This is a genomic window from Microlunatus flavus (assembly GCF_900110855.1).
In the GTDB taxonomy this organism is placed as follows: Bacteria; Actinomycetota; Actinomycetes; order Propionibacteriales; family Propionibacteriaceae; genus Microlunatus; species Microlunatus flavus.
In genome coordinates, this window is sequence record NZ_FOFA01000001.1 from 836,491 (window position 1) to 851,532 (window position 15,042).

Annotated in this window: 12 protein-coding genes; 6 read left to right on the forward strand and 6 right to left on the reverse strand. The window is 74.9% G+C overall.

All coding sequences use genetic code 11. The features are described 5' to 3' along the window. Positions 1–203: 203 nt before the first annotated feature. The 3 genes from BMY04_RS04030 to BMY04_RS04040 are packed head-to-tail and all read left to right on the forward strand — an operon-like array spanning position 204 to position 2,424. On the forward strand, positions 204–518 hold the full coding sequence (locus BMY04_RS04030; RefSeq protein ID WP_091177759.1) for an L-rhamnose mutarotase: 315 nt from the start codon (positions 204–206) through the stop codon (positions 516–518). Continuing rightward, positions 515–1,507, forward strand: a complete 993-nt coding sequence (locus tag BMY04_RS04035; protein WP_091177760.1) for an aldo/keto reductase — start codon at positions 515–517, stop codon at positions 1,505–1,507. The genes BMY04_RS04030 and BMY04_RS04035 overlap by 4 nt, the downstream gene beginning before the upstream one ends. After that, entirely contained in the window at positions 1,504–2,424 is a 921-nt protein-coding gene (locus tag BMY04_RS04040; RefSeq protein ID WP_091177761.1) for an amidohydrolase family protein, read from the forward strand. Before BMY04_RS04035 ends, BMY04_RS04040 begins: the two co-directional genes overlap by 4 nt. On the opposite strand, the gene BMY04_RS04045 is transcribed toward BMY04_RS04040, so the two are convergent. Next, entirely contained in the window at positions 2,421–3,200 is a 780-nt protein-coding gene (locus BMY04_RS04045; protein WP_170853975.1) for an alpha/beta hydrolase family protein, read from the reverse strand. The two genes, BMY04_RS04040 and BMY04_RS04045, sit on opposite strands and share 4 nt — an antisense overlap. Positions 3,201–3,578: 378 nt before the next feature. Next, positions 3,579–4,922 (reverse strand): replicative DNA helicase, encoded by a 1,344-nt coding sequence (gene dnaB, locus BMY04_RS04050; RefSeq protein ID WP_091177948.1) that lies wholly within the window; start codon positions 4,920–4,922, stop codon positions 3,579–3,581. Positions 4,923–5,549: 627 nt separating this feature from the next. On the opposite strand from dnaB, the gene BMY04_RS04055 reads away from it, so the two are divergent. The 3 genes from BMY04_RS04055 to BMY04_RS04065 all read left to right on the forward strand — a co-directional run bounded on the left by BMY04_RS04055 (position 5,550) and on the right by BMY04_RS04065 (position 8,484). Continuing rightward, positions 5,550–5,849, forward strand: coding sequence for a metal-sensitive transcriptional regulator (locus tag BMY04_RS04055; RefSeq protein WP_091177763.1), 300 nt, complete (start codon positions 5,550–5,552; stop codon positions 5,847–5,849). Between the two features lie 112 nt (positions 5,850–5,961). Continuing rightward, positions 5,962–6,174, forward strand: coding sequence for a heavy-metal-associated domain-containing protein (locus BMY04_RS04060; protein WP_091177764.1), 213 nt, complete (start codon positions 5,962–5,964; stop codon positions 6,172–6,174). A 3-nt stretch (positions 6,175–6,177) separates the two neighbouring features. Beyond that, positions 6,178–8,484: a heavy metal translocating P-type ATPase gene (locus BMY04_RS04065; protein WP_091177765.1), complete on the forward strand. Its 2,307-nt coding sequence runs from the start codon at positions 6,178–6,180 to the stop codon at positions 8,482–8,484. 18 nt (positions 8,485–8,502) lie between these two features. Here the strand turns inward: BMY04_RS04065 and BMY04_RS04070 are convergent, their stop codons facing one another. From BMY04_RS04070 to BMY04_RS04085, 4 genes are all read right to left on the reverse strand, one after another. Continuing rightward, positions 8,503–11,640 carry a LysM peptidoglycan-binding domain-containing protein gene (locus BMY04_RS04070; RefSeq protein ID WP_091177766.1) on the reverse strand — a complete coding sequence of 1,046 codons (3,138 nt, stop codon included), beginning with the start codon at positions 11,638–11,640 and terminating at the stop codon, positions 8,503–8,505. A 124-nt stretch (positions 11,641–11,764) separates the two neighbouring features. Beyond that, positions 11,765–12,655: a hypothetical protein gene (locus BMY04_RS22630; RefSeq protein ID WP_091177767.1), complete on the reverse strand. Its 891-nt coding sequence runs from the start codon at positions 12,653–12,655 to the stop codon at positions 11,765–11,767. After that, on the reverse strand, positions 12,652–13,527 hold the full coding sequence (locus BMY04_RS04080) for a type II secretion system F family protein (protein ID WP_091177768.1): 876 nt from the start codon (positions 13,525–13,527) through the stop codon (positions 12,652–12,654). Before BMY04_RS04080 ends, BMY04_RS22630 begins: the two co-directional genes overlap by 4 nt. Then, positions 13,524–14,936, reverse strand: coding sequence for a TadA family conjugal transfer-associated ATPase (locus BMY04_RS04085; protein WP_408630436.1), 1,413 nt, complete (start codon positions 14,934–14,936; stop codon positions 13,524–13,526). The genes BMY04_RS04080 and BMY04_RS04085 overlap by 4 nt, the downstream gene beginning before the upstream one ends. Positions 14,937–15,042 lie beyond the last annotated feature (106 nt).

Sequence of the window (15,042 nt, forward strand, 5' to 3'; positions counted from 1 at the left end):
AGACATCGGCTGTCTTCTCCTCAACCTAGAGCACATACCCCCGAACCAGGCCTAGAGGTCGCGGGCGTCTCGTGATACATCTGACCTCTGGCCGGGAACCTCGGGGTGTGGTCTGCCGACCGCGGACCGCCCTGGACCGCGGGCGACCGTACGCGTCCGCCCACCGCCCGGCACCACCGCCCCACCGGCGCGAGGAGCACCACGTGGTCGAACGCATCGCCCTGCACACCCGGCTCAAGGAGGGGCGCGAGCTCGACTACGAGCGCATCCACGCCCGGGTGCCCGACGCGCTCGACGCCCGGCTCCGCGAGGCCGGCGTCGTGGGCTGGTCGATCTGGCGCAGCGGGCGGGACCTGTTCCACCTCGTCGAGGTCGTCGACTACGCCGCGATGCGCCACGCGCTGGCCGACGACCCCGTGAACGTCGCCTGGCAGGGCCGGATGGCCGAGCTGCTGGAGGTCGAGGACGACTACTCCGGCGACGACCACGGCCTCCCGCAGGTCTGGTCGCTGCCGTGAGCGCGGACCGGACCCCCGCCGTGGCGCTGCCCCCGCTCGGGTACGGCGCCGCCGCCCTCGGCAACCTCTACCGCCCGATCAGCGATGCCGAGGCGACCGCGCTGGTCGACGCGGCGTGGGACGCCGGCACCCGCTACTTCGACGTCGCCCCGCACTACGGCCTCGGGCTGGCCGAGCGCCGTCTCGGCCAGGCGCTCGCGACCCGGCCGCGCGCGGAGTACCTGCTGTCGACCAAGGTCGGCCGGCTGCTCGAGCCGAGCCCGGCCACCGCCGGCCAGCGCGACAGCGACTTCTTCGTGCCGGCCGACCGGCGCCGGGTCTGGGACGCCTCGGAGGCCGGCGTGCGCCGCAGCCTGGCCGAGAGCAGCGAGCGGACCGGGATCGAGCGCTTCGACGTCGCCTTCCTCCACGACCCCGAGGAGTACGTCGCCGAGGGCGAGGCGCTCGACGCGGTCGTCGTCGAGGGGCTCGAAGGGCTCGCGCGGCTCCGGGCCGAGGGGGCCGTCGGCGCCATCGGGGTGGGGACGAAGTCGGTCGACGCGCTGCTCGCCGCCGTGCGGACGGGGCTGCCGGACGTCGTCATGCTCGCGGGCCGCTACACCCTGCTCGAGCAGCCGGCCGCGGCCGAGCTGCTGCCCGCCTGCCTCGCCGCGGGCGTCCGGGTCGTCGCCGTCGGCGTCTTCAACTCCGGCGCCCTGGCCGAGGACGTGCCCCGCGGCGACCTGCCGTACGAGTACGGCGCCATGCCGCCCGAGGTCCTCGAACGGGTTCAGCGGCTCGCCGACCTCTGCCGCCGGCACGGCACGAGCCTGCCGACCGCCGCGCTGCACTTCCCGCTGCGCCACCCGGCCGTCGCGTCGGTCGTCGTCGGCGCGGACACGCCGGCGCAGGTCCGCCAGAACGTGGCCCGCTCCGCCGAGGAGGTCCCCGAGTCGCTGTGGGAGGAGCTCGCGGCGCTGCAGGGCGCAGACGGCGGGACGGGCGCATGACGCTGCCGGAGACACCAGGCGCTCGGATCGTCGACGCCCACCTGCACCTGTGGGAGCTCGGCACGGGCGACTACGGCTGGAACACCCCCGACCTCGGCCCGGTGCACACAGACTTCGACGCCGAGCAGGCCGGCGCCACGCTCGCGTCGGGCGGCGTCGACGAGGCGGTCCTGGTCCAGGCGGCCGACACGGCGGGTGACTCGGAGCGGATGTTCGCCGCGGCGGACGAGCACCCCTGGGTGGCGGGCGTCGTGGCCTGGGTGCCCCTGCGGGACCCGCACGCGGCGGAGAGTCTGCTGGACCGCTGGTCCGCGACCGGGCGCCTGGCCGGGATCCGCCAGCTGCTGCACGACGACCCCGACCCGACCCGGCTCGACGCTCCCGCGGTCCGCGCGACGCTCGCCCTGCTCGCCGAGCGCGGGCTGCCGCTCGACGTCCCCGACGCCTGGCCGGACCTGTGGCCGGCGCTGCTTCGGGTCCTGGACGACCTGCCCGACCTCGTCGTCGTCCTCGACCACCTGGGCAAGCCGGCCCTCGACCTCGACGCCGCCGGGCGCCCGGCCGACCCGGCCGCCTTCGACGCGTGGCGGCAGGGCCTGGCCGAGGTCGCGCGGCACCCGCAGGCCGTCGCCAAGCTCTCCGGCCTCGACGCCGCCCTGGCCGCCGGCGTCGAGCCGAGCGCCGAGCGGCTGCGACCCCTCGTCGAGGCGGCGCTGGAGACGTTCGGTCCCGAGCGGTTGATGCTCGGCGGCGACTGGCCGGTCAGCCTGGGCCACGCGCCGTACGCCGTGGTCGTCGAGGCGGTGCGCGGCAGCCTGGCCGGGCTGGGCGACGCCGAGCGGGCCGCCGTCCTCGGCGGGACGGCAGCGCGGGTCTACCGGCTGCCACCCAGGCCCGAGGTCCCGATGAGGCCCTAGAGCAGCTGCTGCAGGGCCTCCACGCAGAGCTCCCAGCCCTGGTGCTCGGTGTCGACCACGTCCATGTGGTCGCCGTCGAACGGCTTGAGCTCGGCGTGGTCGCCCGCGGCCAGCGCGGCGGCGACGAAGGCCTGGGACTGCTCGATCGGGACGACGTCGTCCGACCGGCCGTGCACGCACACGGTCGGCACGTGGAGCGGGACCCGGTCGATCGGCGAGGCCTGCGCGTACGTCTCCGCCAGCTCGGCCGGGCTGCCGCCCATGAAGCCGCGCACCGCTCCCCCGCCCAGGTCGGCGGTGAAGCCGCCCTCGAGGTCGACGACGCCGGCCTGGATCACGGCGCCGGACAGCGTCACCTGCGGGTTCGCCCCCGGTGCGCCCTCCGCCTGCCGGGCGCGGCTGGCCAGCCAGCCGGCGAGGTGGCCGCCGGCGGAGTGCCCGAGCGCGACGACCCGGCCGAGGTCGAGGCGGCCGCCGGCGATGCGCTGGCCCTCGACGGCGAGGGTGTCGACCGCGGCGGCGACGTCGAGGCAGGTGGTCGGCCAGCCGCCGCCCCCGTCCGTGGGGCTGCCGCCCACCCGGCGGTACTCGACGTTGAGGGCGGCCCAGCCCCGGTTCACGAGGTCGCGGGCGAGCGGCCGGCCGAGGTCCGCGCCGTACGCGTCACGCCAGAAGCCGCCGTGGACGACGACGACGACCGGCACCAGGCTGGTGCCGGCGGGCAGGCTGAGCTCGGCGTACTGGGCGGGGTGGTCCCCGTAGTGGATGGTCTGCACCCCCACATCCTGCTGGTCCGTCCCGCCCCCGTTCCGTGCGCCTCCGGTCCGTGCGCCTCCGGGCGCGCAGCCCGCCGCGGCCAGCAGCGCCGCCCCGCCGAGCAGCAGGCTTCGGCGCGACCAGCGGGACCGAGACGGTTCCATCGCACACCTCCCTGCCGTCGACCTGGACCCCTGGCTAGGCCCCCGAGGACGGTTCGGTGCGAGGGGCCGTACGGGATGGCCCTCACACGAGATCGCGTCGCGGGCGCAGGTCCGGAGCACCGGGCACGCCGTGCATTTCACGACAACGTGAGATGCACGACCTCAGCCAGGACTGCAGGGCGGGAAGAGAACGAGGAACTCTGGCTGAGCAGTCGTCCGAGGGGACCGAAGGGCTCAGCGCGCCATGTCGACGAAGCGCGAGTAGTGGCCCTGGAAGGCCACGGTGAGCGTGCGGGTCGGGCCGTTGCGGTGCTTGGCGACGTCGAAGTCGGCCTCGCCGGCGCGCTCGGACTCCTTGTCGTAGAGGTCGGGGCGCGACAGGAGCATGACCATGTCGGCGTCCTGCTCCAGCGAGCCGGACTCACGCAGGTCGGACAGCATCGGCTTCTTGTCGGTGCGCTGCTCAGGGCCACGGTTGAGCTGGGAGAGCGCGACGACCGGCACCTGCAGCTCCTTGGCCAGCAGCTTGAGCTGGCGGGAGAACTCGGAGACCTCGAGCTGGCGCGACTCGACCTTCTTGCCCGACGTCATCAGCTGGATGTAGTCGATGCAGATCAGGCGCAGGTCGTGGCGCTGCTTGAGGCGGCGGGCCTTGGCCCGGATCTCCATCATCGTCAGGTTGGGCGAGTCGTCGATGAACAGCGGCGCCGACTCGACCTGGCCCATCTTCTGCGCGACGCGCTGCCAGTCGTCGTCGTTCATCCGGCCGCCGCGGATGTGGCCGAGCGGGACGCTCGCCTCCGCCGACAGCAGGCGCATGGTGATCTCGATCTGGCTCATCTCGAGGCTGAAGATGGCCGAGGTCAGGCCCTGCTTGATCGAGCACGAACGGGCGAGGTCGAGCGCCAGCGTCGACTTCCCGCAGCCGGGACGCGCGGCGACGATGACCAGCTGGCCGCCGTGCAGACCGTTGGTCAGCTCGTCGAGGTCGGCGAAGCCGGTGGAGATCCCGGCGAGGCCGGCGCCTCGGTTCTCGATGGCCTCCATCTCGTCCATCGTCGGCTGCATGAGCTCGGCCAGGGACTTGTAGTCCTCGGCGGCCCGGCGGTCGGTGACGGCGTACACCTCGGCCTGCGCCCGGTCGACGATCTCGTCGACGTCGCCCTCGCCGGCGTAGCCCATCTGGTTGATGCGCACGGAGGCGTCGACCAGGCGGCGCAGGACCGCCTTCTCCCGCACGATCTGCGCGTACCAGGAGGCGTTGGCCACGACGGTGACCGAGCCGATGAGGTCGACGAGGTAGCCGGGGCCGCCGACGCGGGCGATCTGGCCGCGCTTGGTCAGCTCGTCGGCGACGGTGACGGCGTCGGCGGGGTCGCCGCGGCCGTAGAGGTCGAGGATCGCGTCGTAGACCAGCTCGTGGGCGGGGCGGTAGAAGTCGACGCCGCGCACGACCTCGACGACGTCGGCGATGGCGTCCTTGCTGGAGAGCATCGCGCCGAGGACGCTCTGCTCGGCGTCCATGTCCTGGGGCGGGGTGCGGTCGTTCGGCCGGCTCGTCTCCGAGTACGGCGGCATCACCTCGGCCAGGCTCACCGGCCACGCTCCTTCTGCTCGACACGCCCCACGGTCGCGGGGCGGCTGCCCCGTCCGCCGCCTGCGCGCGGCTCCGCCGACGGGCCACCACGTGCAGACGGGACGACGGTAGGAGCCGCCGCTGACAGTTCTCGCAGCGTGCTCGCTGCTCCTGTCAGAGCGACTCCGGGACCGATGATGCTCCTCGTCCCGGCCTCACGTGGCCGACCCGCCGGCGCGGGGGATCAGGCGACCGTACGCGCCCTTCCCTGTGAGAGCCAGACGGCCGTGCACAGCCCCTGTGGAGAAGTAGGTGCCCCCTGTGCAGGACACGCTGAGGGCGTGTGCACAGCTTGGGGACAACTCTGGGGATTCTGCTCGGGGGGAGGGCACAACCGGGTCCTGACCAGGGCGAACGCCGGGAGTCGTCGGTGGAGGAAAACTTCTCCGAGGCGCTGTGGCCGACTCCGGCATGACCGCTTCCTGACATTGACAGCGCCCTTGCGGCCCGCTACGGGAGTTCGGTTCCCACACGTTTTCCACCATCCGGAGCCCTTTCCTGAGAACGATCTTCAGGTTTTCCCTTGGGGTCGGGCATACCCTCTGGGGGTACCAGAGGAAGGGGAACCGATGGCCGAGACCCACCCGCCCCGCGGCTACATCGCGGGCAAGGAGGACTACCTGCGCCGCCTGCGCCGCATCGAGGGCCAGGCGCGTGGTCTGCAGAAGATGGTCGAGGACGACAAGTACTGCATCGACATCCTCACGCAGGTCTCGGCCATGACGAGCGCCCTGCAGTCGGTCGCGCTGGGCCTGGTCAACGACCACCTCAGCCACTGCGTCGTCGAGGCCGCCCGGACCGGTGGTCCCGAGGCCGACGAGAAGGTCCGCGAGGCCGCGGACGCGATCGCGCGGCTCGTCCGTTCCTGAGGAAGTCCCCACGCGGCGATCCACCGGACCGCGGCGTCGTCCCCACCCGAGCAACCCACCCCAGAACCAGCCCGAGCACCAGCCCGAGCCCTACCCGATCGAGGAGCAGCAGATGAGCACCACCCAGGACTACGTCGTCGCCGGCATGACCTGCGAGCACTGCACCCAGGCCGTCACCGAGGAGGTGCTGGGCGTTCCCGGCGTGCAGGAGGTGAAGGTGCTGCTCGACGGCGGCCAGATGACGGTGACGAGCACCGAGCCCGTCGACTTCGAGGTGCTCGAGGCCGCGGTGTCCGAGGCCGGCTACACGCTCGGCAGCCGCTGAACCATGAGCAGCTCTGACGTGCGCCGGCCCGCGGCGGCCGGCACCCCGGTCGCCCCGGGCCTGCCCGTCGTGCTCGACGCGGTGAGCCCGGTCGGTTCGGTCGACCTCGACATCACCGGCATGACCTGCGCCTCGTGCTCCAGCCGGATCGAGCGCAAGCTCAACAAGCTGCCCGGCGTCGTCGCCTCGGTGAACCTCGCCACCGAGCGCGCCCACGTCGAGGTCCCGCTCGGCACGAGCGTCGCCGACCTCGTCGCCACCGTGGAGAAGACCGGCTACGGGGCGTCCGTCGTGGAACCCGAGACCGACCCCGCCGACGAGGGCCGGTCCGACGCCGCCGAGCGCCGCCTGCGGATCCGCGCCCTGCTCGCCGTCGTGCTCGGCGTCCCCGTCATCGTCACCTCGATGGTCCCGGGGCTCCAGGTGCCCGGCTGGCAGTGGGTCGCGCTCGTCCTCACCGCGGTCGTCGTCCTCGGCGCCGGCTGGGGCTTCCACCGCTCGGCCGCGGTCAACCTGCGCCACGGCGCGGCGACCATGGACACGCTCATCTCCCTCGGCACGCTCGCCGCGCTGGGGTGGTCGGTGTACGCGCTGACCGGTCCGGCCGGCGCGCTCGGCTGGACCCACGACTTCAGCCTCCGCGTCGAGCGGCACACCGGCATGGCCGAGCCCTACCTCGAGGCCGCCGCCGCCATCACGCTCTTCCTGCTCCTCGGCCGCTGGCTCGAGGCCCGGGCCCGCCGCCGTTCCGGGGCGGCGCTGCGGGCCCTGCTCGCCCTCGGCGCCAAGGAGGCCCGGGTGCTGCGCGACGGGCGCGAGGTCACCGTGCCCGCGAACCGGCTCGTCGTCGGCGACCAGGTCGTCGTCGCGCCGGGCGAGACGGTCCCGACGGACGGCACCGTCGTCGAGGGCCGCAGCGCCGTCGACGCCGCGACCGTCACCGGCGAGTCCGTACCGGTCGAGGTCGGGCCCGGCGACGCCGTCGTCGGCGGCTGCGTGAACACCTCCGGCCGCCTGGTCGTCGAGGCCACCGCGGTCGGCGCCGACACCCAGCTCGCGCGCCTCGCGCGGATGGTCACCGAGGCGCAGAGCGGCAAGGCCCAGGTGCAGCGGCTGGCCGACCGGGTGTCGGGGATCTTCGTGCCCGTCGTCATCGCGCTGGCTGTCGTCGTCCTCGTCGGCTGGATCCTGGCCGGCGCCGGCGCCTCGTTCGCGCTCACCGCCGCCGTCGCGGTCCTGATCATCGCCTGCCCCTGCGCGCTCGGACTCGCCACGCCGACCGCCCTGCTCGTCGGCACCGGACGCGGCGCCCAGCTCGGCATCGTCATCAAGGGCCCCGAGGTCCTCGAGGCCACCCGCGACGTCGACGTCGTCCTGCTCGACAAGACCGGCACCGTCACCGAGGGCCGGATGGGCGTCGTCGCGGTGCACGCCGCCGACGGCGTCGACGAGCCCGAGCTGGTCCGCCTCGCCGGTGCGGTCGAGGCCGGGTCCTCGCACCCGGTCGCCCAGGCCGTCGCCGCGTACGGGCAGGCCCGCGGCCCGCTCCCCGGCGTCACCGCCCTGCGCGAACCCGCCGGGCTCGGCGTCGTCGCCGAGGTCGAGGGGACCGGCGCGGTCGTGGTCGGCCGCGCGGACCTGCTCGCGTCGGCGGGCCTGACCGTCGACGCCGCCCTCGCGGAGCGGCTCGCCGCCGAGCAGGAGCAGGGCCGCACGGCCGTGCTCGTCGGCTGGGGCGGTGCCGCCCGCGGGGTCGTGGCCGTGGCCGACACCGTAAAGCCGACCTCCGCCGACGCGATCCGCCGCCTGCAGGCCCTCGGGCTGCGGCCCGTGCTGCTCACCGGGGACACCGCCCGTACGGCGGAGGCCGTGGCCGCCGAGGTCGGCATCGACCAGGTCGTCGCCGACGTCCGGCCCGAGGGCAAGGTCGACGCCGTCCGCCGGCTGCAGGCCGAGGGCCACCGGGTCGCGATGGTGGGCGACGGCGTCAACGACGCCGCCGCCCTCGCCCAGGCCGACCTCGGCGTCGCCATGGGCACCGGTACCGACGCGGCGATCGAAGCGGCCGACCTCACCCTCGTCCGTGGCGACCTGCGCCAGGCCGCCGACGCCGTACGCCTCTCCCGCGCGACCCTGCGCACGATCCGCGGCAACCTCTTCTGGGCCTTCGCCTACAACGTGGCCGCCCTGCCGCTCGCCGCCCTGGGCTTCGCCAACCCGGTCCTCGCCGGGGCGGCGATGGCCTTCAGCTCGCTCTTCGTCGTGGGCAACAGCCTGCGGCTGCGCCGGTTCCGACCGCTGCCCTCCTAGTCCTTCGCGCCGGCGGGCTCAGGCGAAGCGCGCCCGGAGCCGGCCCTCCATCACCTCCTGGATGAGGTCCACCGTCGCGGGGTCGAGGTCGGCGCCGAGCACGCGCGCCTGCTGGGCGAGGTGGAGGCAGAGGCGCTCGGTCTCGGCGACGTTGCCGGCCTGGTGCTCGGTCCGGATCCTCGACGCCAGGAGCAGCTCGTCGCCCGGAGACACGACGAGCGCCCGCGACGCCGCCCACCGGGCGAGGTCCACGTCGCCGTCCTCGAGCGCGCGGCGCGCCAGCTCGACGCCGATGTCGCGCAGGCAGGACACGATGTCGCTGCGCAGCTCCTCCGCCCAGTGCCACTGGACGGGTGCGGCGTCGGCGAACGGCGCGCCCCGGACCAGCCGCAGCCCGAGCTCCAGCACGGACGTCGGCACCTGGTCCACGCCCTCGGCGACGAGGAGCTGGAGCTGGTGCCAGTCCGAGCTCACGACCGGGTCGAGCCAGATGTGCCCGCTGTACGCGTCCGGCAGGTACGGCTCGCCGTCGGCGCCGTCGCCGAGCCAGGAGCGGAGCCGGCTCATGTTCGACCGGCGGGTGCCCTCCGCCACGAGCAGCCCGGTCGCCATCGCCTGGGCCGTCGCGCCCGGGTGCTCGAGCAGCCAGGCGCAGTACTCGAGGCACTGCTTCGCGGCCCGGGTCGGCGGCGTACCGGTCGCGCCGACGAGGTCGACGGGGCCGATGAGGCGGAGCAGCGGGTGGCGTGCCGTCCCGTCCGCCGCCTCGGTCATCCGTGCCTGCACCGCCGCCCTCCTCTCCTGCTCGTCGGTCTCGTCGGTCCTGCGTCGTCGGCCCAGGTAGGTCACGTTGTCGGGCGGGGCCTCGGGCGGGTCGTCCGTGGACCACCAGGGCGCGGGGTGCGTCACCTCGCTCCCGGTGACGCCCACGAGCTCGACGACCTGGTCCAGGGCAGCCGCGGCGAGCGTCTGCGGGAGAAGCCGGACCCCGTCGGGACGCAGCGTCGCCGCGCCGTCCTGGCTCAGGGCCAGGACGGCTCCGGCGCCTTCCACCGGTCCTCCGACGACGGCCGTCACCCCTTCGCCGGGCACGGCCCTCGTGAGCCGCACCAGTCGCTCGACCTGCTTCGGCGTCGGCGGCGCTCCGACCAGGACCACCTCCGGCGTCCACGCCTCCGCGCGGTCGGGGTCGAGCCGGAGGTCGCGGGCCTCGGACCCGCCGCCGTGCTCGCGACGCGCTCGGGCCACGCGCTCGAGGCGGTCGAGGAGCCCGTCGAGGTCGTCGGTGGTCTGCACGTTGTGCTGGGCCAGGGCCGGAGCGAGGCGGTCGTCTCCCACCAGGGTCAGCCGGAGCTCCTCGGTCCACGGCGAGCAGGCGAGCTCGAGGGCCATCGCCGCCATCACCCCGGTCGTCGCCGGCTGTTCGCCGGTCAGCGCGAGGAGGCCGATCGACTCCAGGTCGACGACGCGCTCGGCTCCGTCCGCCTCCGCGCCCTCCTCCGTCCCCAGCGTCACGAGCAGGGGCCACGGGCGGACGGCGTCGGCGACGCCGGTCACCGATCGCAGGTCGTCCACCGCGTCGGACGCCAGGCACCAGCTGGTGCCGGTGTCGACGAAGCAGCGGGGCGCCGGCGGAGTCGGTCCGGACAGCTCCAGGACGAGCCACTCGCTCGAGACGGACGCCGAGCGCAGGGCGGGCACGCCGAGGCCGGCGTCGGCGGAGGCGGCGGCGACCGCACGGCTCGCCCGGTCCAGCGTGCGCAGCCCGATCGGGCGTGCTCGCCGCGCCAGGGCGACCTCGACGGGGCGGGTCGTCGGTGGCGGGTGGGCGATGCGCCGGCCCACCGGACGACGCTGGAGCTGCCACCGGCGCCGGGCCGCCAGCCCGCCGACGAGCGCGGCGGCGAGCAGCCCGCCGACCCCGGCCAGCCCCGGCAGGGGAACGGCGGCACCCTGCTCGTCCGCGGGCTCGAGCCCCTCCTGGGACGGCCGGTCGGCCGGTGCCGGGTCGCCCCGGCCCTCTGCGTCGCCGCCGACCGTCGGACCAGCGGGCACCGGCCTGGCGGTCGGCTCCGCCGGCGACGTCGCAGCCGGTGTGGTCGATGGCGTCGCCGAGCCGGAGGACGATCCGCCGGCGGGCCGGGCCTGTCGGTCCGCGTCGTCCCGTCCGACCGGCACCTCGTCGGGCGGGTCGGCGTCTTCGGCCCGCTCCTGCGGCGTCGCGGCAGGGTCGTCGGAACGTCCGGTCGGCCCGTCGGGCAGACGCAGGACCAGCCCGACGGGCAGCTCGTCCGGGTCGGCGAGCTGGTCACGGTTGGCGCGGTAGAGCTCGTTCCACCGGTCGCCGTCCCCGAGCTCCCGCTCGGCGATCGCGCTGAGGCTGTCGCCGGGGCGCACCCGTACCCGAGGCCTGCCGTCGTCGGCCCGGCCGGAGGCGTCGGAACCGGTCTCGGGGACCACGAGCCGCCAGCCGACGCGGAGCCGGTCAGGGCCACCCGTGAGGAAGTCGGGGTTGGCCGCGGCGATCCTGCGCCAGTCCTGCCCGCGGCCGTAGTACCGCTCCGCGAGCGACCACAGGTCGTCGCCGGCCGTGACGACGTGGACCCGCTCCCGACGGCCGTGCGGCGCGTCGACCGGTGCGACCACCTCGGCTTCCCGCCCGGTCTCTGCGCGACCCGGTTCGTCGGCGATCGCGGACGGTGACGGCCGGGCGGTGCTCGAGACCGGGTCGGCCGTGGTCCGTGCGGGCTCCGCTGCCGCCGTGACCGCCGGCGCGGTCGCCGCACCCCCGGACGTCAGCTGGGCAGCGGCGCCGAGCGCCACGACGGACAGCATCAGGCCTGCCGCCCACTGCTGAAGGCTGCCCAGTCCCGGCAGGACCAGCCCACGGCGCTGCCGGCCCACCAGGTTGACGAGCTCGACCAGGAGCGTCACGACGAACACGGCCCAGGCGAGCCAGCCGACCAGGGCCAGGAGCCGGGCGAGGACCGTGCCGTCGTCCGGCTGGAGGAGGATCTTCCCGATCGTGCGCAGGTCGGCGTGCGGCACCGGGTCGCCGCCCAGCACCAGCAGCGCGGCCGGCACACCGACGACGAGTCCCACCAGCAGGGCGAGCGACGCCAGCCCCCGGCACCAGCGCTCGAGGCGCTCGCTCACACCGCTCCCCTTCCGCAGGCCGTCCTGCTTCCAGGGTCGCCGCTCGGTCGCCTGCGTGGGCCTCGGAGGTGTTGTCCGTCCACCGCCGGTGTTGTCCCTCGTCGGGACCAGGGCTCGTGGCCGGTCATCCCAGGACGATCTGGAGGAGCGCGGCCGTGAGCAGGATGAGCCCGAAGGCCATCGCCGGGAGGGTCATGTAGATCGTCATGCCCTCGGCGTCGGCGCTCGCCTTGATCTGCTCGGCCGTCAGGTGGGCGTCGCGGAGCTCGCGCACCCGTGCGCGCAGGGTGCCCGACAGCGCGGCGCCGGTCTCGTCGAGCTGCATGACGTCGGCGATGTCCGCGAGCTCGGGCAGCTCGAGGGTCTCGGAGAGGCGGCGCAGCTCGGCGTACGGGCTCTGCTGCTCGAGGCTCGCGCGCTCCAGCGCCGTGCGGATCTGCACAAACAGCGGCACCTGGCTGAGGCCGGCCGCACGGACGAGCGACTGCGGGGCCGAGGCGTTGGCGAGCCGTTCGAGCGTCACCAGGTCGACGAAGACCAGCAGCGCCTCGAGGGCGGACGACCGGCTGCCCGCGACCGAACGGAGGAGGAGCAGGTCGGGCACGAAGAAGCCGACGACCGCGCCGAGCACCGCGGCGACCGCGGGCACCGGCGAGAGGTGCCCCAGGAGGACCCAGCTCAGGGCGGAGCCCAGCAGCGCCGGCAGCACAGCACCGATGACCGCCATCACGGTCTTGTCGGCGTACAGCTCGGCCACGGACTTGTCCTGCAGCCGCAGCGCCCGGCGCTGCCGCGCCGTGAGCCCGAGGGGCAGGTGGCGGTGCAGCAGCGCTCCCCACTGCTCCGACCGGCTCTCGGGGCGTTGCACGGCCCCGGCCTCGAGGACCGGGCCCGCGGCCCCGACCCGGTCCAGCGCGGCCCGCAGCCCCGGCGTCGAGCGGCGCAGGCCCGCGGCGACGGACACGAGGCCCGCGGCGACGAGGACCCCGGCGAGCAGGGCCCAGCCCGGGGTCACGGCGCCCCTCCGACGAGGATCCGGGCGCGCTCGGGCTGCCGCGCCTTGCGGCGCATGAGCAGGAGCGACCCGAGGTAGACGCTGACCAGGACGGTCAGCACGACCTGGCCCACCGGGGTGCGGTAGCCGGCGAAGAACTCCGGGCGCAGCAGGAACAGCCCGCCGAGGGTGACCAGGGTGATGACGGTGACCTGGCGGACCACGACGTACGGCTTGGACCGCTCCACCTCGATCACGCGCCGGGCCCGCAGCTGCGCCTGGATCGACTCCGCCAGCGCGTGCAGCGTCGTCGACGCCCCGGCCGCGCCCCGGTCGGCGGCCAGCATGAGCGCGGCCACGACGGCGTCGGTGTCGGGGGAGTCGAGCGCGTCGGCGAACCGTTGGAGCGCGCGTCGCGTCTCCCAGCGGCTGTTCAGCCGGAGGACCAGCAGCTCGACCTCGTCCGCGATCGTGACGGGCGCCGTCCTCCGCGACACCCGGATCGCGTCGGTCACGGAACGTCCGGTCGACAGGGTGGAGGCCAGCGTCCGCACCCAGCGGTCCATCGCCTCGAGCAGGGCGACGTCGCGCGGGCGGGGTGCCCGGAGGAGGTAGGGCAGGGCGAGGACGAGACCGGGCACCACGACCACCGCCGCCAACCACCCGCTGAGGGCCGCGAGGGCGAACCCACCGAGCAGGCTCCCCGCGACGAGCAGGTCGCGGCGGCGCCCGGCCCGACCTGCGGGGCGTCGGGTGAGCCGGGACCACCGGACGGCGAGCGTCGAGGGGCCGGCCCGGCGGGTCCGGGCTGGGCTGCGTCGCAGACCGGCGACCACCGCCACCAGGCCCGCCGACACGAGCAGCCCGGCCAGCACGGCGACGAGCGAGGTCACGACGTGCTCGGGTCGTCGGCGGAGCGCGGTCCGGGCGGACGCAGCTCGCGACGGAACGGGGCCAGCTCGGCGGCGAAGCCCGCGTCGGGGAAGAACCCAGCGGGCTGTCCGGCGACCCCCTCCGCGCTGTACGTGAGGTGGGTGACCGGCCGGCCGTTCTCGATCGCGCCGACGACCTGTCGGACCTCCGAGACGTAGCGGCGCCGCCGGCCGCCGCGCCAGGTGTCGTCGACCAGGCGCACGTGCACGAAGAGGTGGATGTTGTGCGCGATCTGGCGGTACGCCTCCTCCACCGACAGCACGCCGCCCTGCGCCACGCGGGAGGCGAGGCGGTCGATCGTGGACGCGGCCGAGTGCGAGTGGGTCGTCGAGAGCGTGCCCGTGCCGGCCTGCATCGCCTCGAACATCGAGGCCGCCTCGCTGCCGCGCACCTCGCCCACGACCAGGCGGGCGAGGTTCTGCCGCAGGGCCTCGGGCATGAGGTCGGCGATGGTGAACTCGCCCACCGCACGCCCGCCGGACGACTCACCGTGCCCGACCCGGGCCTGGAGGGCCAGGATGTTCTGCCGGCCGGGCTGCAGGTGGGTCATGAGCTCGTAGTCGGTCTCCAGCGTCCCGAACCGCTCGTCGGCCGGGATGGCGTCAATGAGCGCGCGCAGCAGGGTGGTCTTCCCCGCGCCCTGGTCGCCGGAGATGACGATGGAGCGCCGCGCGAGCACCGCCGCGTCGAGGAAGGCCGCGACCTCCGGCGGCATCAGGCCGCCCTCGGCGAGGTCGGCGAGAGACACCGACGTCATCGTGTGCTGACGGATGACGACGCTCGGGCGGTACGACAGCCCGAAGCCGATGGCGTGCAGCCGGAACCGCTCGCCCAGCGCCAGGGTCATCGTCGGGTGCAGGTCGTCGAAGGGGCGCGCGGGCTCGGCGTTCTGCCCCAGGAAGCGGATGGCCTCCACGAGCTCGGCGTCGTCGTCCGCGACCGGGGCCATCACCTCCCGGCGCCCGTCGCCGTGCTGGACGACGACGGAGTCCCAGCCGTGGATCTCGATGTTCTCCACGTCGGGGAGCCCGAGCAGCGGCTGCAGGCGTCCGTAGCCGAAGACCGCGTCCTCGACCGCCTCGACGTAGGCCTGCTCCTGCGCGGGCGACCACAGGGCGGCCCCCTCGCGGTGCAGGGTGCGGACGTGCTCGGCGACGACCCGGCGGATCACGGAACGTCCCAGCAGCAGCCGGTCGTCACCGGTCACCGACGAGCCGGTGGTCCGCAGCTGGTGCTCGCTCTCGCCGGCGATCTCCTCCGACGCGCGCCGGCGCAGCTGCACGACCGTCGCCCAGTCGAGCTCGGCGGTCGGCAGCGGCAGGGTGGCGGCTCGCAGCTCGTCGCGACGGAACGCCCCGTACGACTGCAGCGCGCGTCGCGTCACCGGGCTGGACCCGGCGCCCGCCTCCTCGACGGTCTCGACGAAGAGGGGGACGTCCTGCAGCGCGCGGGTCTCGAGGCCGGCGTCGTCGCGG

Bases quoted from the DNA above. Each gene is read 5' to 3' on its own strand.
- BMY04_RS04040 (WP_091177761.1), top strand. From the start codon at position 1,504: ATGACGCTGCCGGAGACACCAGGCGCTCGGATCGTCGACGCCCACCTG.
- dnaB (WP_091177948.1), bottom strand. From the start codon at position 4,922: ATGCCGCCGTACTCGGAGACGAGCCGGCCGAACGACCGCACCCCGCCC.
- BMY04_RS04055 (WP_091177763.1), top strand. From the start codon at position 5,550: ATGGCCGAGACCCACCCGCCCCGCGGCTACATCGCGGGCAAGGAGGAC.
- BMY04_RS04060 (WP_091177764.1), top strand. From the start codon at position 5,962: ATGAGCACCACCCAGGACTACGTCGTCGCCGGCATGACCTGCGAGCAC.
- BMY04_RS04065 (WP_091177765.1), top strand. From the start codon at position 6,178: ATGAGCAGCTCTGACGTGCGCCGGCCCGCGGCGGCCGGCACCCCGGTC.